Genomic DNA, 22,023 nt, shown 5'->3' with positions numbered 1-22,023 from the left:
TCTCATGCGAGACACTGTACACTGGCATGCCCTGACGGTAGCGGAAACGCTCGAGCGCCTCGGCACGAGCCTCGAGGGGCTTCCCACGCGAGAAGCGGAGCGTCGCTTACAACAGTTCGGCCCGAACGAAATCGAAACCGTCCCGCCACCGAGCCTTCTCCGCATCATCCTGCATCAGTTCAAGAGTCCACTGATCTACATCCTGTTGGTGGCAGCATTCGTCACGGCTGGACTGGGTGAATGGATCGATACCGGTGCGATCCTCGCCGTTTTGCTCATCAACGCAGCGCTCGGAACCTACCACGAGTTGCGAGCTGAGCGAGCGATCCGCTCGCTCATGCTCTACCTCAGCCCACGCGCTCGTGTGATCCGCGATGGCGTCGAGCGCGAGATACCCGCCAGGTCTCTGGTTCCCGGTGACATTGTCCTCCTGGAATCGGGGATCCGCGTTCCAGCCGACCTTCGACTCGTTTCGACCACAGCACTCATGGTGGACGAGTCGGTTTTTACCGGCGAATCAGTTCCGGTGGTCAAACGCACCGATCCGGTCGTGCCCGAAGCACCGATCGCTGATCGTGTTTGTATGGCGTTCCTCGGCACGATCGTCACGAGCGGTCGCGGTGTCGGCGTCGTCGTCAGTACCGGTAGTGCCACGGAACTCGGCAAGATCGCTCATCTGGCTCGGGCCGAGACCCAACCGCAGACGCCGCTCGAGAGACAGTTCGCGCGCTTTGCCCGTCTCGTCGCCCTCGTCGTTCTCGTCAGCATCGCAGCGATCAGCGTCTTCGGCGTGCTCCGTGGTGATCAACCGGCGCTCCTCTTCAAGTTCGCGGTCGGTGCGGCGGTCGCCATCGTTCCAGAAGGGCTTCCGATCGTCGTGACACTCGTCCTCGCAGTGAGTGCCCAGCGAATGGCACGGCGCCGTGCCATCGTGCGGCACCTGGCTGCTGTCGAGACGCTCGGCAGTACCACCGTCATCGGCTCCGACAAGACCGGGACGCTCACCGAGAATCGGATGACGGTTCGGGCTCTCTGGGCCGCAGAGCGAGTCATTTCCTTCGAGGATGAGGCACTCGATCCCATACCGCATCCATCGTTCTCTGCACTGCACGAGACATCGTTTTGGGATCTTCCGCCACCTCTCCGCGTGCTCGTGACCGGCGTGCTCGCGAATGAGGCGACCCTCGCACACAGCGAAGAAATCGGACAAGAACGAGTAGGCATGGGTGATCCGACCGATCTCGCACTCCTCATCGCCGGTGCAAAACTCGGTCTCGTTCGAGAGGAACTGGAAGGTATTTATCCGATTCTCGCCGAGATACCGTTCGAACCGGAGCGACGTTTCGCAGCGGTCGTCGCGCGGATCGACGGCCAACCGGTTTTCCTCGCGAAAGGAGCGCCCGAACGCATCCTCGACATGTGCAGTACCTGGGCGAGCCCGCAAGGACTCGCTCCGATCGACCGCGAGGCGATTCTGGCGGCAGCCCACCAACTCGCTCGACAGGGCCTGCGAGTACTCGGCTTCGCGGCAGGCGAAATACCGTTCGAGCACGCCGACCGCATCGAGTCACTGCTCGAGCCCAGTGGCTTGACGTTCCTCGGTCTGGTCGGGCTCTGGGATCCTCCCCGCGCCGGTGTCCGCGAGGCTATCGCCAGCTGCCACACCGCTGGTATCCGCGTCGTCATGATCACCGGCGACCACGCCGCGACCGCTGCAGCGATCGCCGATTTCCTGGGCATCGCTCCCCGTTCGAGCCCTGTCCTCACTGGCCGGGAACTGCAACGACTGTCCGACGAGGAACTCCGTTCCGTCGTCCAGCAGGTTTCGATCTTTGCACGGGTCGAGCCCGAGCAGAAATTGCGGATCGTGCGTGCCTTGCAAGCCAACGGCGAAACGGTTGCCGTGACCGGAGACGGCGTGAACGATGCCCCCGCACTGCGGGCAGCTGAGATCGGTGTCGCGATGGGCAAGAGCGGCACCGATGTCGCCCGCGAGGCAGCCGATATCGTCCTGACCGACGACAACTTCGTGACCATCGTCGCGGCAGTCGAGGAGGGACGCGGCGCCTTCGATAACTTGCGCAAGGCGACCTTCTTCTTGATCTCCACCGGCGCAGCGATGCTTTTCATCCTGCCGTTCGCAGTCCTGGCCGGGTGGCCCCTACCCTTTTATCCAGCACAGCTGCTCTGGCTCAACCTGGTCACCAACGGACTCCAGGACGTCGCCATGGCTTTCGAGCCGAAGGAACCTGGGCTCATGCGTCGTCGTCCACGGCCCCGACGCGAGGGAATTCTCTCCCCACTTCTCTGGGAACGGACACTGCTCAGCGGTCTCGTCATGGCCGCGGGCACGCTGTGGATTTTCGACTGGACTCTGCGTTCGACCGGATCCCTCGATCTCGCCCGCACTGTCGCACTGACGACGATGGTGATCTTCCAGAATTTCCAGGTCGGCAATGCGCGCTCGAGCATTCGCTCGCTCTTCCGGATGAGTCCCTTCTCCAATCGAGTTCTCTTCGGCGCGGTCATCGCCGCCATCATCGTCCATGTCGGCGCACTCCACGTCCCGTTCACCCATTTCGTGCTCCGCGTCGAGCCGATCCCGCTCGACATGTGGCCGCGCATCATCCTGGTCGCCAGCACGATCCTCGTGGCAGTCGAGGTGCACAAGTGGCTGCGGCGACGCTGGCCGCGCCGCGATTCCTGGGAGACGAGCGAAGTTCTCGAGGAACTGCCTCGACAGCCGACGATGCAGCCGGCAAGACAGCCGACACCTGATCCGTGATCGACGGCTGCCTCTCGTTCAGCCGCTGTGCGGGACGGAGAACGCGGCACTGACGACAACGAGCGCACGTGCCGTCTCAGCGGCGCACGCCCTCGTAGAGCAGTTCCCGCGTGCGCGCAGCGATGTCGTCCGGATCGACCTGCAAGCGAGCGACTCCGGTTTCCTGCGCGGCCCGCGCGACGGCCGCAGCGACAGCCGGCGGCACGGAGAGGTCGAGACTATCTGGAATCACGTACTGCGGCGAGAGTTGGCGCGGCGAGACGAGTTCAGCGATCGCTTGCGCGGCAGCCAGCTTCATCGCATCGTTGATGTCGCGTGCTCGCACGTCGAGCGCACCGCGGAACACGCCGGGGAAAGCCAGCGAGTTATTGACCTGATTCGGGAAATCCGAGCGCCCAGTCGCCACCACTAGTGCTCCCGCCTCCAACGCTCGATCCGGATGGATCTCCGGATCGGGATTGGCCAGCGCGAAGACGATCGGATCGGGCGCCATGCTGCGGATCATCTCCGGTGTGAGGATGTTCGGGCTGGAAAGCCCGATGAACGCATCAGCACCCACCAGCGCCGTTGCCAGGTCACCGCGCACGCCTGCCTTGTTGGTCAGCCGAGCGATCTCCATCTTGTAGCGGTTCATCCCCGTCTCGCGCTCGCGGTAGATCGCCCCCAGCCGATCGCAGAGAATGATGTCACCGACCCCGTAGACCAAGAGCAGCTTGGCAGTCGCGATCCCCGCAGCCCCGGCACCGTTGATGACCACTTTCGCCTCGGCGAGCGGTGTGCCCCGCAGCTTGAACGCGTTGATCAGCGCAGCCAAAACCACGATGGCCGTCCCATGCTGGTCGTCATGGAACACCGGCATATCCAGGCGTTCCTTGAGCGCCGACTCGATCTCGAAGCAACGCGGTGCCGAAATGTCCTCTAGGTTGATCCCTCCGAAGGAGGGAGCGATGGCCGCCACGATGTCCACGATCCGCTCGGGGTCCCGTTCGGCGATGCAGATCGGGAACGCTTCCACCCCGCCGAGCGATTGAAAGAGGACCGCTTTCCCTTCCATCACCGGCAAGGCAGCTTGCGGCCCGATATCGCCCAGCCCCAGCACGGCACTCCCATCGGTCACGATGGCCACGAGGTTCCCCTTGACGGTCAGGTCGTAGACCGCTTCGCGGTGCTGGCGTACCTCCTCCACCGGCGCCAGAGCTGCCGGCGGCAAGTAGAGCAAGTTCAAGATGTGATGGTCCCGGACCGGCAACTTGCTGCGGATCTCCAGCACGCCACGATACCGCCGGCGCAAATCCAGCGCTTGCTCGGCTAACGAGCGAGGACGCCGGTTGGCCGGCCGCGCAACGTCGAAGACGCCCTCGTAGATGTAGCGGCGCGTGTTCTCCGCCACCTGCTGCGGGTCGACTTCCCGCGTCGCTTCTTTGGTCTCCAAAGCCGCTTGCACCACCGCCGCCGCGATCGCCGGTGCGACGCGAAAGTCGAAGATCTGCGGGACGATCTGCTCCGGACCACGTTGCTCCGGCGGCACCAAACTGGCCAGTGCCTCGGCAGCATAGATCAACGTGCGCAACCGAATGTTGCGGGCGCCCGAATCGAGCAGGCCACGGAAGACACCGGGAAAAACGAGCGACACATCCATCATGTTCGGGTAGTCGGAGCGCCCGGTCGCGACCACCGCTGCACCCGCCTGCCGAGCCAGGTCGGGATCGATCTCGGGAGTCGGTAGCGCCAGCGCGAAGACGATCGGATCGGGTGCCATCGCCGCGACCATTTCCGGCGACAGGATGTTGCCGCGAGCCAATCCGATGAAGACATCAGCACCCTTCAACACCTCAGCGAGCGTTCCGCGTCGCCGCTCCGGATTCGTCTCCTTGGCCAAGTACGCCTTGGCCCAATTCATGCGGTACGGTCGCCCCAAGTAGATCGCGCCCGCGCGATCGCACACGATGAGATCCTTGACCCCGACTCGGGTCAGCAGGCGCGCGACGCCGATCCCGGCGAGGCCTGCCCCAGCGATGACGACTCGGACCTCCTCCAACCGCTTCCCCACCACCTCCAGTGCATTCTTGAGCGCACCGAGTACCAAGATCGCCGTACCGTGGTGCTGGTTGGAGAAGACCGGGATCGGTGCCGCCTTCTCCAAATGGTCCTGGATCGTGAAGCTGTGCGGGGCCCGGATATGATCGAGGCAGAACGCGCCGAAGGTGGGAATCAACGAACGTGCCACTTCCACGATCGCCAAAGGATCTTGGAGATCGACCGCAATCGGGACCGCATCCACGCCAGCGAAGGTCTTGAAGAGAACGGCCTTCGCCTCCAAGAGCGGGAGCGCCGCCTCGACTGGCGCCCGGGTGGGTCCGAAGAGATCGGACGCATCCGTCAGGATGGCGACCGTGTTCCCGCGTCCAGTCAGATCGAACGAACTCACCTCGTCCTGGCTGATCACCCGGCACGCCTCGGCAACGCCGGGCGTGTAGACCAAGCTGAGCATGGCACGATCGCGCAGCGGCACTTTGCTCGCGATGCCGATCAGCCCGCGATATTGCCGGCGATAGGCCAACGCTGCATCTGGCTGATCGAGCAGATACATGCCCCACCCCGTTCAGCGGAACCGAACGCCGTCATCTTTCCCCGGGCATTCTACGGCTCGGAGGATACCTTGGCAATTCGCAGCTGGCAACGCAGCACCGCACGAGCGATGCCGTGCGCTTCACTCCGCGTTCCATGCCTGCCTCACTGCCCACCGCTGGAGCTTGCCGCTCTCCGTCCGGGGAAGCTCGCTCACGAACCGGAACGCTCTCGGCACCTTGTACCCAGCCAGCCGTTCCCGGCACCAACCGGCAAGGTCCGCCGCGCTCACCGTTGCACCAGGACGCAGGACGACCGCCGCGACGACGCGCTGTCCCCATTCCACATCGGGAATCCCCACTACCGCCGCTTCCGCGACCGCGGGATGCGCCAGCAGCACCGCCTCCACCTCCGCCGGATAGACGTTCTCGCCCCCGGTCACGACGAGGTCGTCGCGCCGGTCGAGCACGGTCAGATACCCATCTTCGTCGAGATAGCCCAGGTCACCCGTCCAGAGCCAGCCGTCACGCAGTGCGCGAGCCGTGAGGTCGGGTCGTCGCCAGTAGCCGGGCGTAACGACTGGGCCGCGAACGGTGATCTCGCCCGGCTCCCCTGGTGCAGCCGGGCTGCCGTCTTCCCGCACGACCCGCAACTCGTTCGGGTACAAGGGCTTGCCGGCCGAGCCGAGTTTCCGCAGCGCGTCCTCCGGCGCCAGCGTCGCCAACTGCGAGGCGGTCTCGGTGAGCCCGTAGGTCTGCAGCACGGGAACGCCGAGGGCAGCGGCGCGCTCCAGCAAGGGACGGGGCGCGGGCCCGCCACCGAGCAGGACAGCGCGCACATGACGCGGATAGGGGTGCTCCCCTCGCGCTTCGAGCATCCGCCAGAGCATCGTCCCGACGACCGAGAGCAGCGTCGCTCCCTCATCGATCGCCTGGTTGACCGCAGCCGGATCGAAGCGTTCGTGGAGCTCCACCGCGAAGCCGCCGATGAGGCTGCGGAACAGAATGGAGAGCCCACCCACGTGGAAAAGCGGCAAGCACAGGAGCCAGCGATCCTCCGGCACGGCCCCGATGTTCAGCTGAGACCCGAGCGCGCTCCACCAATGGTTTCCGTAGGTCAGCAACACTCCTTTCGGTCGGGACGTCGTCCCCGAGGTGTAGACCAGGGTGTGCACAGCGGTGAGGTCGATCGTGCGCCGCAATTCCACCCTCGTCTCGGACAGCGACGACCACTCCCAGTCGATCTCGACCGCGGTGCCCGACCAACCATCCAGCACCGACCAGGTCGTGCGATCGACCACCACGACCCGCGGTCCGGCATCGTCGAGCAAGGCGTGCAGTTCGCTTCTGGTGAGCCGCACATTGAGCGGGACGAGGATCGCGCCCAAGCGGCTGACCGCATGGACTAGCTGGACGAACTCCGGCCGGTTCGCCAGCAGCACAGCGACGCGATCGCCCGCCTGAACACCGAGGCCGGCCAAGCGTCGCGCCGCTTCGTCAGCCGCCGCGGCCAGCGCGGCGAACGACCAGACACGGTCGCGCCAGACGAGTGCCGGACGATCCGGGGTGGTCTGCGCCCGCCAGGCCAGCCACTCGGGGACCAGCATCGGCGCCTCCGCTCAGAATCCGCCCAAACCGAACCAATCGAGGGTATACGTCAGCGCGAACGGCCAGAGCAGAACGGAGTAGAGCACGAAACGGACGATATCGACGCGACCGTAATCGACTTGCCACGGATCGAGGAGGATGGACCCGGCCGTCCAGGCTGAACCAGCGACGAGATACGCGATGAGGCCGACCAGGGCTCCTCGCCAGCGAGCTCCCCGCCGACTCGCCACCCCTCCGACGATCCAACCCGCCGCGACGAGCAGCGCACTGGCCACCGCCAGCAGATTGGCGAGCCCCCGTGAGGTCGCGAGGGTCCGTGGGACGAGCACTGCCGAGACAGCCAGCCCTACCTCGGTCTCGAGCACGATGACCCCGAGCCCTCTCACCACCCGTTTCCGCTCGCCTGCTGTCATCCCACTTCCTCTCCTGCCAGCACCTTCGTTCGATCCAGTCCCAACCCTGGCCCGGGCGGGAGCACGAGGTAGCCATCGGTCGGCTGGAGCATCCGCTCGCGACCGAGCGATTCGACCAGACCAGCGGTGGCGAGTCCGTGAGCACGCTGCCCGCTCCCGGGCAGTGCCGCTGCCACGTGGAGGGCCGCCGCCAGACCGACCGCCGATTCCAAGGTACTCGTCACCACCACCGCGATGCCGGCCCGCTCGCATCGTTCGGCCAGGTCGAGCAAGCGCTCCACACTGCCCACGAGCGGCAGCTTGGCGATCAGGATATCCGCTGCCTTCGAGACGAGCGCCCGTTCCAGTTCGTCAGGGCCGGCGAGCGCCTCATCAGCGGCGAGTGGCACCGGACTCTCCCGCCGCAACGCCGCGAGTTCCTCCAGGGAACCCACCGGCTGCTCCAGGTACTCGATTCCGAGCGGTGCGACCGCCCGCGCGAAGGCGAGTGCAGCTGCGACCGTCGCCGAGGCGTTCGCATCGAGCCGTAGCTGAACCGCTGGGCCGACTGCCCGGCGGACCGCCGCGACGCGCTCCACCTCGCTCGCCGCGATGCGCACCTTGAGCTTGAGGGTCCGAAACCCAGCAGCGACGGCTGCTCGCGCAGCCTCGACCGTGTGCTCCGGATCAGCGATCCCGATGAGCGCGTTCACGGGGACAGAAGGACGCGCCGACGAGCGCAGCCAGAAGGCCAGAGGAACACCGACCCGCTGGGCGCCGAGATCGAGCAGCGCCGTTTCCAGCGCGGCCCGCGCCGCCCGTGCTCCAGGCGTCACTGCCGCGACTCGCTCCAGCGCCTGCCGGAGCGCTTCCTCTCCCTCCTCGGCGACTGCGCGAAGCGCTGCTAACCAGTCAGCTGCCTCCGGAAGCGCACGGTCTTCCGTTCCCGGCCAAGGAGCGATATCCCCGAGTCCGACCAGCCCATCCGCAGTCACCACGCTGAGCAGGATCCCTCGTCGGGTCCTGAGCGATCCCGCGGCCGTCTCCAGCGGAACGCGGAAGCGCAGGCGGTACCATCGCCAATCGAGGCGCGAGCCGCTCACCCGAGCAACCCCAGAGCGAAAAGCGTGGCGAACAGCAGCTGGAGCTGGCCAGTCCGCTTGAGGACAGGGTTGAGGGCCGGACCGCTCGCACCGCGCAGGACCACCTCCACCAGTCGGAGAGCGAGTGGCGAGGTAAGCCAGGGAAGCAGCACCACCGGCCCAGCCCGGTCGAGCAGCCAGAGCAACACGGGGACCAGATAGGCCCCGGCGAGCAGCAGGGCGTACTGCCAGCGCGTCGCCCGCTCACCGATGCGAACCGCTAGCGTGCGCTTGCCAGCAGCTCGATCGGTCGGGATATCGCGGAGGTTGTTGACGACCAGGATCGCGGTGATGAGCAAACCGATTGGAACCGCCGCGAGGAGCGCGAGCCCGGACAGGGAACCGGTTTGGAGATAGGCACTCCCGCCCACTGCGACGAGCCCGAAGAACACGAAGACGAACACGTCTCCGAGCCCAGCGTAGCCGAGCGGCATCGGTCCAGCCGTGTAGAGGATCCCGGCCGCGATGGAAGCCAGACCGATGAGCAGGATCGGCCATCCGCCGACCCAGACGAGATAAAGACCGAACAGCATGGCCAGAGCGAAGGTCAGGATGACCGCCCGGCGCATCGCGGTCACCGTCACCAAGCCGCGCGCCGTGATGCGCGTCGGCCCCACTCGATCGGGACGGTCCGCCCCCTTGAGATAGTCGAAGAGATCGTTGGCATAGTTGGTCCCGATCTGAATGAGCAGCGCGGTCACCAGCGCCGCCAGGAACGGTAACCAGCGGATCGTCCCGGCTTCCCGCACCCCGGCTGCTGTCCCGACGAGCACCGGACCGATGGCAGCGACCAGCGTAGCCGGTCGCGCCCCCAGCCACCACACGCGCCAGCTGGTGCCTCGTCCGGTCATCCGTGCGGGATCGCTCACCGGGACACTCATGCGACTCGCTCCATCACGGGAAGCGCGGGAACTTGGAGAAATCCGGTTTGCGCTTCTCGAGGAACGCCCGGTGCCCCTCCTTGGCCTCGTCCGTCAAGTAGTAGAGCAACGTCGCATCACCGGCCAGCTGTTGCAATCCCGCCAAGCCATCGGTATCGGCGTTGAAGGCCGCCTTGAGGAAACGGATCGCCATCGGGCTCTTTTCCAGGATCTCCCGCGCCCACTCGACTGCGGTCTCCTCGAGCTTCTCATAGGGCACGACCGCGTTGACCAGCCCCATCTCCAGTGCTTCCTGCGCGGTGTACTGCCGGCAGAGGAACCAGATCTCCTTCGCCTTCTTGTGCCCGACGATCCGCCCCAGCAAGGTCGCACCGTATCCCGCGTCGAAGCTCCCGACGCGCGGCCCGACCTGCCCGAACTTGGCATGCTCGGCAGCGATCGTCAGGTCACAGACCACGTGCAGCACATGTCCACCGCCGATCGCATAGCCGTTGACGACGGCGATCACCGGCTTGGGCAAATAGCGAATCTGCTTCTGCAGATCCAGCACGTTGAGCCGCGGGATGCCCTCGTCGTCCACATACCCGCCGTGGCCGCGCACGCGCTGGTCGCCACCGGAGCAAAACGCCTTGTCCCCGGCTCCGGTCAAGAGGACGACGCCGAGCGAGCTGTCGTCCCGGGCATGGGCAAAGGCGTCCATCATCTCCATGACCGTCAGCGGGCGGAACGCGTTGCGAACTTCCGGCCGGTTGATCGTGATCTTGGCGATCCCCTCGCCGGCGAGTCGCTCGTAGAGAATGTCGGTGTACTGCTTGATCGGTACCCACTCGAACTGGCTCATTCGTCCTCCTAATCGAGTCGTGCCGGCAGTGCCGGCCTCCTTCCAGTTCATCAATCTTAGCCATCTCCCACGGTGAGAGTTGTCCCCTCTCCCACTGCCCGCACCGAGTACAGCAGAAAACCACCTTTCGAGTAGCGCACTACTCGGACGAGTCCCGCCACTACCTCGCGCCCAGCAGCATGGAAGGGATCGGCGTGCAGCGAAGGAGCTGTCCTCACCGCTGACTCAGCGATCCCTCCCAAAAGACGAGAGACCGAGACGACAACAGGACACGGCAAGCAGACGGGGCGTTCGCTCGCGAGGCCCCATTCCCTCGACAGACGGGCGCGGTGCCCGGCGGACGGTTCTCCTTCCCTTCGACCAGCTACGCGGCCCGCGGCATCCCGCTGGCCCGCACGACCGTCGGGCAGGAGCGTGTGCCGCATCGGGCCTGCCGCGACCGGAGCGCCGTCACGGAAGGCGCGATCGCGCAGCGAGTCGCGCAGGGGAACATGTCGCGACTGCTCGTTTTGGGCCGGTTCTGCTCGTCTCCCTCCACTACGCCATCGTGGGTGTCGCCCGAGAGGTGGTGCACGTCGTCCCCGCGGTGCCCCGGCGCCGTTGCCGCCGTGACGAGTCGGTACCGGTACCCGCTCGAGACGGAACTCCCCAGTCCTACTGAGCCCCCTCGTGCGATCTCACCCAAGCGAGCCGAGCCTGTCCCACTCGCGCCACGGCAGGCCGATCGCCGCTTTGTCGGTTCCCGCGCGATCGAGCAGTGCACGCCGGACAGATGCGAAACGATCCGACTGCACTCCCGATCTCGCCGCGAGCGCTGTCGGGCGCGGCGAGCCTCGGCCGATCAGCGTTCCCAGTTTTTGTAAACGTGAATTCATCGTTTGCTCTTCTCCGCGCCCAGTCGTCCCGCGTAGAGTTACTCCGACGAGCAGTGTGCAGCGGCCGGCGCCGCGGATGGAAAGCATCGTGCCGCGTTCGTCCCGAACCCGATCGATCAAGCGCACGCTGGTGACCGTACTCGTGCTCAATCTCACGGTCGCGGTCGCCAAGCTCGTGGTCGGCTTCCTTTCCGGCAGCCTCTCCATCTTGGCCGACGGTCTGAACTCCCTGCTCGATGCCGCAGCGAACATCGTCGGACTCGTCGGCATGGCCATCGCGGCGCGTCCGCCCGATCCCGATCACCCGTACGGGCACCGGCGCTTCGAAGCGCTGACCTCGCTGGTCATCGCGGGCGCGATGGGTCTCCTGGTCGTGCAAATCGTCCAAGACGCCTGGCATCGTCTCCAGGAACGCGTTCAACCGGAGGTGACGCCCATCTCCTTCGCCGTCATGCTGGTCACGCTGTTCGTGAATATCGGCGTCAGCACGTGGGAACGCCGGCGCGGACGCGAGCTCCACAGCTCGATCCTGAGCGCCGATGCCAAGCATACGGCCGCCGATGCGCTCGTCTCGCTCGCCGTCATCGGTGGGCTCGTGGCTGTCCGCGCTGGTTATGCCATCGTCGATCCGCTCTTGGCGATCGCCATCGCTGGTGTGATCGCCTGGGGCGCCTGGACGATCATCCGGGATGCCGCGCTCACCCTCTCCGACACCGCTGTCGTTCCAGTCGAGGTGATCGAGCACGCAGTACGGAGCGTTCCTGGCGTCCGGGGTGTCCACAACATCCGCACGCGCGGCGGCGACGGTCTCGCCTGGGTCGATCTCCATATCCAGGTCGACCCGGAACTGAGTGTCCGAACGGCCCACGAGATCGCCAGCGAAGTCGCGCGCACGGTCGAGCAGGCCATCGGTCAGGCCGCCGATGTCACCGTGCACGTCGAGCCGGCTCTCCCCGAACACTTGCGCGTCACCCGCGGGTACCGTGTCTGGACCGAATGACCGATCCGCTCAGCTGATGCCGCCAGGCCACCGCTCCAGCACACCGTTCCGATCAGCCAGCGTGGTATGATGATGGGGCATCGACCCGCATGAGACGATCAGCGCACGCGTTGTGCGCACTCTTGGAAGGAGCGCGATCATGCCGCGACTGCAGGTGCTCATTTGGTTCTTGCTGCCGCTCTTCGCTCTCCTGGCCCTGCTTACCTTCGCCGGATGGGTCAGTGGTGCAGTGGGCGCCATCCTTTTCGTCGCGCTGGCAGCGCTCATCATCGTGCTTGCACTCGTCCTCGCACGCCAGCGCGCTCCCAGCTGACCAGCGTGTCAGGTGTCCAACCGTGCTCGACCTCGCGACCGTGTTCCTGGCACTCGGTGCGTTTCTTCTCGGCCCGCACTGGCTGCTCGGCGCCATCCGCCAGGCTGACCAGTGCGAGGCCGCCGGTGATCCCTTGGGTGCTTTGGCTTGGACGCTCGCCGCGGTGCTCGGCTCCTATGCAGTCGCCCTGGCCTTCCTCGTCCTGGTCATCCAGGCCGCCCGGCACGGCTTCGCTGCGTGAGTCCCGGCCTAGACGACCAAGCCCAAGGCATGGCGCAAGAAGTAGATGACGAACGCCGCGCTCACCACATAGAGGACCGGGTGCACCTCGCGGAACTTGCCGCGGAAGACCTTGATGAGCGTCCAGGTGATGAAGCCAGCACCGATTCCATCGGTGATGCTGTACGTGAAGGGCATCATCAGCATGGTCATGGTGACCGGGAGTCCGACTTCGATATTGGCGAAGTCGATACCACCCACCTGCACCCGCGACGGCTTCCCCTCGGCCTCGGCTTCGGCTCGACTGAGTACACCCATCATCATCCAGCCGACGACGATCAGTGCCGGTGCCGTCGCTTGGGCCGGGACGATCCCGACGACCGGCCAGAACGGCATCGAGAGGAGGAACAAGATCCCAGTCACCACCGAGACCAGACCGCTCCGCCCGCCGACGCCGATACCAGCCGCTGACTCGATGTAGGTCGTCGCTGAGGAAGCGCTGCAGGCGCCACCGACGACCGCCCCGAGCGAGTCGACGAGCAACGCCCGCTGTGCCTGTGGTAACTCGCCACGCTCGTTCAAGTATCCTGCCTGCCGTCCCACGCCGATCAACGTTCCCATGGTATCGAAGAAGTCCGCCAGCATGATGGAGAAGACGACCAGGATCGCGGTGAGGATACCCAGCTTGGCGAAGAAACCGAAGCTGAAGTCACCGATTCGGCTGAAATCCGGTACGGCGATCCACTGCGTGGGGAACTGGGCCACACCGGGTGGGAACGCGTCCGTCCCCGTCACGGCGCGGGCAATCATGGCAACGACCGTGGTGAGCAGGATCCCCCACAGGAGTGCCCCGCGAACGTTGCGCGCGAGCAAGAACAGCGTGATCAACAACCCGACACCGGTGACGAAGACCGGCACGCTGTTCAAGTCACCCAGCCGTACCAGCGTCGCCTCGTCGCGCACCACGATGCCGCCATTGACGAGACCGATGAACAGGATGAAGAGCCCGATGCCGACCGAGATCGCCTGCTTGAGTTCGAGCGGGATCGCTTCCATGACGTAGCGCCGGATACCGAGCAAGACCAGCACCGTGATGACCAGTCCTTCGGCGACGATCACCCCCATCGCCTCGGCCGCAGTCAGCCCGAGCGCTCCCATCAGCTGGAATGCGACGACGGCATTCAGCCCCATCCCCGGGGCCATGGCATAGGCCCGATTCGTCGCCAATCCCATGGCGATCGTCATCACGCCAGCGACGAGGGCCGTCGCGGTCGTCACCGCCGAGATCGCGAGCTTGTCCGGCACATCGGGAGCGCTCAAGATCTGCGGGTTCACGAAGATGATGTAGGCCATCACCATGAAGGTCGTGACGCCGGCCAGAAGCTCCGTCCGAACATTCGTCCCGAGTTCCCGCAAGTGGAAAAAGCGCTCGAGCCAGCTCTCGCCCGTCGCCGCTCCTGCCCCGACAGCCCGCCCGCTCACGCCTTACCTCCTTCGGCCCACCTTCCCGCACAGTGGATACTCTACCGGTCGGGCGAAAAAGCGACAAGACGCGCGCCGAGTCACCCGCGAGGCCGCCAGACTGATTCGAGAAGACGACGATCCATCCCTCTCCTCTGGCGAGTCAAGTCCGATCGCAGCGCCGAGCGGATCACTGCGCCCGCTTGCATCCACGCTGACTGTCGCGCCTCCAGCAACGAACGGAGAGGCAACTTGCGTTCGCCCCCGCCCTGCGCGGGATCGATGCGATCGGGAACGAGAGACGATCGCTGGAAGCGAGCGATCGCGGCGCCGAGACAGCCACACACCGCGAGCCTTTCGGCACCGATTGGCATGGAGCTGCTGAGCACAGCGTGTCGCGACAGCGTTGTTCCTCGCCAGGTGATCGATCAGTCGAGCCACGTACCGGCCAGCCGAGCCCGCCGGACCGGACGAGCTGGCTCGTTCCGCGGAGGACGGAGCTGATTGCCCCCCAGCTGCTGGTGCCTCACCCAGCGCAAGAGTCGAAGGGCACACTGCGACCGGATGAGGCGGCCCCGGCAGCGAGCGCTCTGCAGCCGCTTGGGTGGCGTCGGCTCGCTCCCGGCGCCTCGGTCGAACCGAGCGAGTCACACGCTCACGTGGTCCGCAGCGTCTCGAGAAGCTGGACGATTTCGGCCGAAATCCTCCGTACCTCGTCCACGAGTTCCCGCGCGCGCTCGCGGTCGCCCCGGTTCCAGGCGCGCACCGCCTCGGCCGCCGTCTGGTGCAAGCGCTGGTGCGGTGCTTCCAACTGCCGGAAGACGCTCGAGTTCCCGTAGCGCTCGCGACCGCGACCGTAGTACCAGCGTCCCAACCGGCAGACAGTCCAGTCGGCCACCTGCTCCGGTTGCAGCTGCTCCTTGCCGTGCAGCATGGCCAACAAGCGCTGAACCCACAACAGGTGATCGGCCTTCGCCACCTGCACGAGCTGGGTATCGGAGAGGGCCAGCGTCGTTTGCGCGATCAGCTCCCGCATCGCCCGCAGTCGCTGCATCTGCTCGAGAACACCGATCGTCAACTCCTCGGCCTGTCGCCCGACCGACTCCGCAACCTCCGCGACCGCCTGCACGTTCCGCGCCAGCTGGTTGACCGCCTGGGCTTGCTCTTCGGCTGCCGACGCGATCTCCTGCAAGGGAACGACGATGGAATCGACACTCTTGCGGATCGAGGCCAGCGCCTCCTGCCCACCGGCTGCCACCAGCGCCCCGTTCTCGACCTGCTCGGCGACGACACCCATGGCTTCGCCGACTCGCTGCATCCCCTCGGACAGTGCCTGAACTTGCTGCCGAATTCCCGCCACCGCGTCTTGCGTCGAAACGGCCAAGCGCCGGACCTCCTCCGCCACCACCGCAAAGCCGCGCCCATGCTCGCCAGCGCGCGCCGCCTCGATCGCGGCGTTGAGCGCCAACAGATTCGTCTGTTTGGCGATCGTGGCGATCGTCCCCAGGACTTGGGTGATCGGGTGCACCGCCTGCGACAGCTCCTCGATCCGTCGCTGGAGCTCACCCACCGAGCGCGCGACATCTGCCAAAGACCGCAAGGCCTCGTCGACTCGCTGGATCCCAGCATCGGCACGGTCGGCTGCCCCGCGAGCGGCATCCGAGACTTGCCCCACGCTCCCGAAGACGAGCTGGACAGCTTGTGCCAGTTCCCGGGCGACGCTGGCGGCTTGCGTCACCTGCTCCTTTTGCGCGCGGAACGCTTGAGAGAACTCATCGGCCGCGCGCACGGGCCGGAGCCCCTCGGCCACCGCACCCGATGCCGCAACGAGCAGCTCGGCGACTCGGTCGCGCCAGGCCGCGACCACGCCGGACCATTGGCGACGCAACGCTGGCGGTAACTCGGCGACGACCTGCTCGGCCGTCACCAAGTCTCCACGCGCCAGCTCCGTCGCCAGCCGCTCCAGCGCCAACCAGATCGTCTCGTCGCTAGCCATCTCGTCGGATCCCTGTCCGGGCCAGGGAGCTGCCACCGCTGCCCCACCTGCTCCACCCATTCCCGTCATCAGGTCACCCATGACGACCTCCCTCGATCCGCCACGCCACAGCCTTCTCACTGATTTCATCGGCAGCGTCGGAGCCCTCCTCAAGATCCATCGCGCTCGTCTTCCTTCCAACCGACCAGCGCTGCACCCCAACGATGCCCTTTGACGAAGAGGGGTACGGTCATGACCGTCATCACTTCCCCGGTATCGCGCGCATAGGTCTGGACCAGAAACTGCGACCGCTGCTGTGGAGATTCGCGCAGATCACAGCCTGCCCTGATGAAGTCCGTGCGCGAGGCCATATTCGGCAACCGCTCGGCCGCTGCGCCGAGCCCGACGCGCGCTCCACGCACCAGCACTCGCTGATCCCAGAAGAAGCGCTTGACCCGATTGCCGGCGAGATCCCGCTCCGGAATGCCGGTCCAGTCCTGGCAAAAGGCCCGGTTGTGCATCGGCGCATAGGTGTTCAGGTCGATCGGTAGTGCGAAGACCAGGCGTGGCTCTTTGCGCAGCACTGCCTCCATTTCCTCCGACAGCTCCAGATCGACCACAGCATCGTACGCCGTGCTGTACTTCGGCGGCTGGAATCCCTCCGGTGGTACCCGGCTCACGTCGAAGAGGCGCGCCAGCGAACGGATCGCTGGCCCTTCGATCTCGGTGTAGCGGAGTTCCAGGAGGTCTTCCAGGCGTACGCGTCGCTCGTCGACCGCTCGTTCGAAGACGCGTTGGCAGCGCTCCGCGAGTTCCCGACAGGCGGCGAGAGCCCGATGGAACATGGTACCGGTATCGACTTTGGCGAGCTGTTCGTAGGCATCGGAAGCGACGTGCGCGAGCGCGAAGGTTTCCTCAGCGATCCGCTGGGCCTGGTGTTCGATCGATCCGATGCTCTGGACGATCTCTCCGAGCGAGGCAGCCGCGCGCTCGAGGGCAGTCGTTTGCTCATGAATGACGCGGGCGATCGCGTCGACCGCTTGCGCTGCTCGCGCTGCGAGCTCGCTCGTGGCTCGAAGGGTCGTTCGGGTCTCGACGGTCGCACTTGCCGCCGTCTCGGCGGACTCGACGCTCCGACGGAGCGCCTCGCGGGCCGGCGCGAGCTGAGCCGCGACTCTCTCCGTCAGTGCACGGATCTCGTGTGTCTGCGTCGCTGCATGCTCGGCGAGCTTGCGCACTTCCTCCGCCACCACCGCGAAACCGCGACCCTGCTCGCCGGCCCGCGCCGCTTCGATTGCCGCATTCAGCGCCAGGAGGTTCGTCTGCTTGGCGATCGTGGCGATGACTTCGCTCACCCGCGTGATCTGTGCCACGTCCCCGAGCAACATGTGCAACCGTTCCGCTGCCTCCTGCAGTTGCGCTTGGAGCGCGACCACTTCCCGCTCAGCGAGCTCGCTCGTGCGCAGACCGCGCCCGGACTGCTCATCGACGGCCTGCGCAGCTGCCGCCGCGTTCCCTGCCGCAGTGGCCAGTTCCTCTACCCCTCCATGTATCTCCCGCAATGCGTGCGCTACGGCGTCTGCCTGCTGGCGCGTCTGATCGATCGCCTTGGTTACCGCTTGGATGCGCAGCGCGCTCCGCGCCACCCCGATCGCTGAGCGGCGCACCGATGTCTCCAGAGCCCGCAGCATCGCCTTGAGATCATTTGCCAACCCATCGAGCGCCCGCGCTACTCGGCTGCCCACCGGATCGCTCCCCTGCAGGACGATCGGTTGACTGAACGAGGAGATTCCCGCCTCGAAGAACGCTCGCAACCGTTCCAGGAACTCATGCGTCGTGTCGCTGGCGCGGTCTTCGAGATCGTCCAGGTTTTGCATCCGCACGTGCCTGGTTTCCTCAGGTATCATCGCAACACCCTCCAGGTCGAGCAACAGGATTCGCCGTCTTCCTAAGGAAGATCGGTAGCGACAGCTCCCACCGAGAGGGCCACCTGGTCATCGGATGAACTGCGTGCGGAGACTTCTCCTGTTCGCGCCGATGCTGGATCGGATGCACGGTGCGCCGCTATCGACTGGTAGCGGGTACGCCGGTCGAGGAGCGACGCCCGTTCCTTGCCACGCGACCGGCCTTATGCCATGATCTGGCCAGCACCGCACCCGATCGCGTGGCAGGGCAGGCTGAAGCGATGAGGCGGACGAGCCAGCGGACGAACCGAGCGCGGCGCGGAGCAGCGCTTTCCGCTCAGCTCCTGCTCGTGCTCCTCGTGCTCGTCACTGCCTGCCGCAGCCTTCCCTTCCGCGACCAGTCGACACCGACGCCAACGGCACCCCGCGCCAGCGATCAGCCGCTTTCTTGGACAGAAGTCGAGGAGCGCCTGCGTCCTGCGACCGTCTTGGTCGAGTTCACGTTGGGCGATCAGTCGCCATTTCCTACCACCGGTGTCGCCTACGCACCGGGGCTCATTTTGACGGTCGCTCCGCCCATCGCTGACCAGCCGCCGACCCAGGTGCGTGTCCGCCCACCCGACCGGAGCGAGTCCGAGCCAGCCGAACTGCTCGGCCTCAGCACGTGCGATGGGCTGGCGGTGGTGCGGGTCGCTTCCCCCCATCGACTGCCACTCGCTCCCTTGGCCATCGATCGGACACCGGACATCGGCGAGGACGTTCTCGTCTTCGGCTACCCGGCGAGTGATCCCACCAAGCCAGCGATCAGCCTGCCGGCCGCCGCGACCGGCACCGCGACCGACTCCGACCGCGAGCGCGACGAACTCGGCGTGAACATCGCGCTCGGCGACCTCACTTTGGGCGCCCTGATGGCTGATCGCTACGGCGCAGTGCTCGGCCTCGCCCTGCCTGCTGGCAGCTTCCTCCCCGCGGCGACAGCGCTCCAGATCGCCCAGTCGCTCGCCGAAGGACGCGGCGTCCTGTGGCTCGGGATCCAGCTGAGCACCCACCGCAACGCCGTGCTGTTCGGCACGGCGACCGGTCTCGTCGTCCGTGGGGTCACACCCGGCGGGCCAGCCGCCACCGCCGGTGTCGAGCCGGGCATGCTCCTGACTCGTCTCGCCGATCGAGAGGTGGCCAACTTCGGTCAGGTGTGCGCGACCCTCCGCCAGTATCGCCAGGGGGACGAACTCGCGGTCGAGCTCCGCCAGCCGCGCACCGCGGAGGTCACCATTCTGACGACGATCATCCGCGTCGGTGAGCCGAGCCAGCGCACACCGACCGTCATCCGGGTCGAGCCGCGGCCGGCCAAGGGGCAGCCGCTGACGTACCGCTGGACCTTCGAGGAGACGACGCCGGACGACTGGCCGCTCGGCCGGAGCGATCTCGGCTCGGGCGAGATCGCCGACGGCGCCTACGCGGTCACCTTGACCCAACCGCAAGCCTTCGGCATCCTCGAGCCCCGCACGATCCCGCCTGGCACCGACCAGCGGGTCCGGACCCGAGTCACCGTCCCGGACGAGGCAGCGGTCGGCCTCCTCGTCCGGTCCAGTATCGAGCCGGACCAATCGCGTTCGTTCTATGTGTGCATCGTGGTACGCTCCGGTGGTCAACTGGTCGCGCTCTGCTCGCTCGCTCTCGCCGGCGAGCCGTTCGTGCTGCTGCCGGCCACACCGCTCGCGACGAGCCTGCCGCCAGACGAGCCGATCGAACTCGAACTCGCAGCCCGGGACAGCTCGCTCACCTTCCGCGTCGCCGGCGAGACCATCGCCGAACTCGAGGACCCGCTCCTCGGCAGCGGCACGATCGGTCTCTGGGTGGAAAGCTTCGACACCGTCCCGGTCACCATCCGTTTCGACGAGGTGGAGGTCGAGCTCGTACCAGCCAGCGGGAAGACCCGTGCGCAGACGACCGGTTGAACATCCTGCCTTACCGTGACCGACGCCTGCCAGACAGGTAGGCGAGCGCGAGCATGCCTGCGACATTCGGGGCGAGTCGGTCGTCCGGTCGAGGAGGTACGACGATGTCAGGCCGCTCGTCTCTGCCTGCAGCCCGCCGCTGGTTCCGACAGACGGTTTTCTGGCGTGCGTTCCTGCGTTTCCGTTCACGCGACGGGGCTCTTCACGCGTCAGCCATCGCCTACAGCGCGCTCCTCGCGCTCGGACCGTTCCTGCTCTTCCTCGCCATCGTGACGAGCAGGCTGTTGCGCGGTACGATCCCGCCCGACCTCGTTCTCCAGTTTCTCCTGACCGAGGTGCCGCAAGCCGCACCATTGGAGCCAGAACTCCGCGGTATCCTCACGAGGCAGGCAGACAACTCGAGCGGGCGCCTGGCACTGGTTACCATGCTGCTCTCCCTTTGGTCGACGAGTGCACTCGGTGCAGCGCTGCGACGCGGGCTCCGTGCCGTGGCAGCGCCGGAGCGGCCGGGCTCGTTCGTCCGCGACCGCCTCTACGGCATCGGGGCGACTGTCGGCGTACTCGGGCTGGCGCTCCTCTGGTTCACGGTCGGTGGCATCGTGAGTGGCATCGCTCTCGCCTTACCGGCCGCGCTCCGTTTCGGGAGCGGTCTCCTCGCTTCCTTCGTGCTGTTCGTGCTCCTCTACCGCTTTCTCCTGCCCGCGCCGTCACCCTCCTGGCGGCTCGTCACCGGCAGTGCCCTCGCCACTGCGCTCGCCTGGGAAGCTACGAAGTTCGCGATCACCGCCGCAGTCCAGTGGCTCGGGGGCGGGAGCGCGGTGTACGGCTTACTCGGCGCGGTCACCGGGATACTCGTCGCCACGAACCTCGTGGCTGGACTGACGCTTTACGGCGCAGCGCTCATCACGACCATGACGGAACGGTGATCCGCCCCGGTCGTTCCTGAGGCTCGAGCTGAGCAGTGCATTTCGGGACGAGCGGCGCGCACTCCCCCGCAGAGGCGACCGGTCTCGCCGAGCGACGATCGCGCCGGCATGCTACGCTTGCCACGACCAGACGACGCCAGCGGGGAGGGCGGTACCATGCAGCAGACAGTCCCACCGGTACCGACGCGGCACCGCTTCACGGTCGACGACCTCGAGCGCATGGTGCGCTCCGGCATCCTGCGCGAAGACGCGCGGGTCGAACTGATCGAAGGAGAACTCTACGACATGAACCCGATCGGCTGGGCACACCAGGCCTGCGTGAACCGGCTGACGGAGCTGTTCGTCCGTGCCCTGCACGGTCAAGCGATCGTCCAGCCACAGGGACCGGTCCGGCTGAGCGACCGCTCGCTACCGCAGCCCGACCTCGCCCTCTTGCGCCCTCGCGCCGACTTCTACGCCCGCTCCGGACCAGGACCGGCCGATGTCCTATTGCTCGTCGAGGTGAGCGACACGACGCTCGCCTACGACCGGGACATCAAAGTTCCCCTGTACGCCCGGGCAGGGATTCCCGAAGTCTGGGTCGTCGACCTCGCGGGCGGACAGGTGCTCGTGTTCCGCACACCGATGCAGGATGGGTATCGGGACTCCCAGGTCCATCGCCCCGGTGACCGGATCAGCCCTCAGGCGTTCCCGGACATTTCGCTGGCTGTCGACGATCTCCTCGGGGCGTAACGCTGTTGCCCGTACCGTGGTGGGAGACGTTCGGTTGCAGCACGGCGGGTGGACCACGGCGCGTCCTGCGCCCGCCCGCTCGGCTATCCCCCTGCACCGCGGTGTCGGGTCCAGTACGAGACCATAGCCGAGATCGAATCAGCGAGCTTCCCTCGCGACCCGCCGAGGCGGCAGCGCCCGTCGCCTGGCGTCGTTCGCGAGGGCAGCGAGGCAACCGCGCCTCTTTCGCTACAGCACGCGCCGCGCCCGGAGCGTAGCGGGGCTCTTCATCGAGCAGTGTGGTCGCCGCCGCTCCAGCCTCGACCCACCTGTCGCTCCCCCCAGGGGGTGCGCTGCCTGAGACGAGCGTCTGCGGCATGGTACGAAGGGAGGTTTGGATCCGCGACGCTGACGCCACCCTGCTGTAGCGCTTGCGTTTGCGGCGCGATACGGGGCGGGAATTCT

16 protein-coding genes and 1 pseudogene are annotated in these 22,023 nt (G+C 66.4%); 7 read left to right on the top strand and 10 right to left on the bottom strand.

What is annotated here, in order from left to right; genetic code table 11:
* Positions 1-4: 4 nt before the first annotated feature.
* Complete coding sequence (locus ACWIVK_RS06330) at positions 5-2,785, top strand: cation-translocating P-type ATPase (RefSeq protein WP_448575749.1); 2,781 nt, start codon at positions 5-7, stop codon at positions 2,783-2,785.
* A 76-nt stretch (positions 2,786-2,861) separates the two neighbouring features.
* On the opposite strand, the gene ACWIVK_RS06325 is transcribed toward ACWIVK_RS06330, so the two are convergent.
* From ACWIVK_RS06325 to menB, 7 genes and pseudogenes are all read right to left on the bottom strand, one after another.
* The gene (locus ACWIVK_RS06325) at positions 2,862-4,151 is read right to left on the bottom strand and encodes an NAD(P)-dependent malic enzyme (protein WP_448575772.1); all 1,290 of its coding nucleotides are present in this window, start codon (positions 4,149-4,151) and stop codon (positions 2,862-2,864) included.
* Positions 4,152-4,229: 78 nt separating this feature from the next.
* Positions 4,230-5,375, bottom strand: a pseudogene (locus ACWIVK_RS06320) (NAD(P)-dependent malic enzyme); the annotation flags it as partial.
* 120 nt (positions 5,376-5,495) lie between these two features.
* On the bottom strand, positions 5,496-6,959 hold the full coding sequence (locus ACWIVK_RS06315) for an o-succinylbenzoate--CoA ligase (protein WP_448575748.1): 1,464 nt from the start codon (positions 6,957-6,959) through the stop codon (positions 5,496-5,498).
* A gap of 12 nt (positions 6,960-6,971) precedes the next feature.
* Entirely contained in the window at positions 6,972-7,373 is a 402-nt protein-coding gene (locus ACWIVK_RS06310) for a hypothetical protein (RefSeq protein ID WP_448575747.1), read from the bottom strand.
* Positions 7,370-8,455: an o-succinylbenzoate synthase gene (menC, locus tag ACWIVK_RS06305; protein ID WP_448575746.1), complete on the bottom strand. Its 1,086-nt coding sequence runs from the start codon at positions 8,453-8,455 to the stop codon at positions 7,370-7,372. The genes ACWIVK_RS06310 and menC overlap by 4 nt, the downstream gene beginning before the upstream one ends.
* Positions 8,452-9,375, bottom strand: coding sequence for a 1,4-dihydroxy-2-naphthoate polyprenyltransferase (locus ACWIVK_RS06300; protein ID WP_448575745.1), 924 nt, complete (start codon positions 9,373-9,375; stop codon positions 8,452-8,454). Before ACWIVK_RS06300 ends, menC begins: the two co-directional genes overlap by 4 nt.
* Before the next feature lie 13 nt (positions 9,376-9,388).
* A complete protein-coding gene (gene menB / locus ACWIVK_RS06295; RefSeq protein ID WP_448575743.1) occupies positions 9,389-10,216 on the bottom strand; it encodes a 1,4-dihydroxy-2-naphthoyl-CoA synthase in 828 nt (275 codons plus the stop codon).
* A 963-nt stretch (positions 10,217-11,179) separates the two neighbouring features.
* Here menB and ACWIVK_RS06290 point away from each other — a divergent pair.
* The 3 genes from ACWIVK_RS06290 (at position 11,180) to ACWIVK_RS06280 (ending at position 12,645) form a co-directional block, all read left to right on the top strand.
* Entirely contained in the window at positions 11,180-12,091 is a 912-nt protein-coding gene (locus tag ACWIVK_RS06290) for a cation diffusion facilitator family transporter (RefSeq protein WP_448575742.1), read from the top strand.
* 139 nt (positions 12,092-12,230) lie between these two features.
* A complete protein-coding gene (locus ACWIVK_RS06285) occupies positions 12,231-12,404 on the top strand; it encodes a hypothetical protein (protein ID WP_287415481.1) in 174 nt (57 codons plus the stop codon).
* A 22-nt stretch (positions 12,405-12,426) separates the two neighbouring features.
* Positions 12,427-12,645 (top strand): hypothetical protein, encoded by a 219-nt coding sequence (locus ACWIVK_RS06280; protein WP_448575741.1) that lies wholly within the window; start codon positions 12,427-12,429, stop codon positions 12,643-12,645.
* Between the two features lie 8 nt (positions 12,646-12,653).
* Here the strand turns inward: ACWIVK_RS06280 and ACWIVK_RS06275 are convergent, their stop codons facing one another.
* The 3 genes from ACWIVK_RS06275 to ACWIVK_RS06265 form a co-directional block, all read right to left on the bottom strand.
* On the bottom strand, positions 12,654-14,105 hold the full coding sequence (locus tag ACWIVK_RS06275) for an NCS2 family permease (protein WP_448575739.1): 1,452 nt from the start codon (positions 14,103-14,105) through the stop codon (positions 12,654-12,656).
* A gap of 634 nt (positions 14,106-14,739) precedes the next feature.
* Positions 14,740-16,161: a methyl-accepting chemotaxis protein gene (locus ACWIVK_RS06270; protein WP_448575737.1), complete on the bottom strand. Its 1,422-nt coding sequence runs from the start codon at positions 16,159-16,161 to the stop codon at positions 14,740-14,742.
* A gap of 68 nt (positions 16,162-16,229) precedes the next feature.
* On the bottom strand, positions 16,230-17,936 hold the full coding sequence (locus ACWIVK_RS06265; protein WP_448575771.1) for a methyl-accepting chemotaxis protein: 1,707 nt from the start codon (positions 17,934-17,936) through the stop codon (positions 16,230-16,232).
* Between the two features lie 308 nt (positions 17,937-18,244).
* On the opposite strand from ACWIVK_RS06265, the gene ACWIVK_RS06260 reads away from it, so the two are divergent.
* From ACWIVK_RS06260 to ACWIVK_RS06250, 3 genes are all read left to right on the top strand, one after another.
* On the top strand, positions 18,245-19,921 hold the full coding sequence (locus tag ACWIVK_RS06260; RefSeq protein ID WP_448575736.1) for a trypsin-like peptidase domain-containing protein: 1,677 nt from the start codon (positions 18,245-18,247) through the stop codon (positions 19,919-19,921).
* Between the two features lie 104 nt (positions 19,922-20,025).
* Positions 20,026-20,847: a YihY/virulence factor BrkB family protein gene (locus ACWIVK_RS06255; RefSeq protein WP_448575735.1), complete on the top strand. Its 822-nt coding sequence runs from the start codon at positions 20,026-20,028 to the stop codon at positions 20,845-20,847.
* A gap of 156 nt (positions 20,848-21,003) precedes the next feature.
* Entirely contained in the window at positions 21,004-21,579 is a 576-nt protein-coding gene (locus ACWIVK_RS06250) for a Uma2 family endonuclease (protein WP_448575734.1), read from the top strand.
* Positions 21,580-22,023 lie beyond the last annotated feature (444 nt).

This window comes from Thermomicrobium sp. (assembly GCF_053493975.1).
Note: the sequence above shows the minus strand (reverse complement) of the source record. Positions and strands in the feature narration are given on the sequence as shown.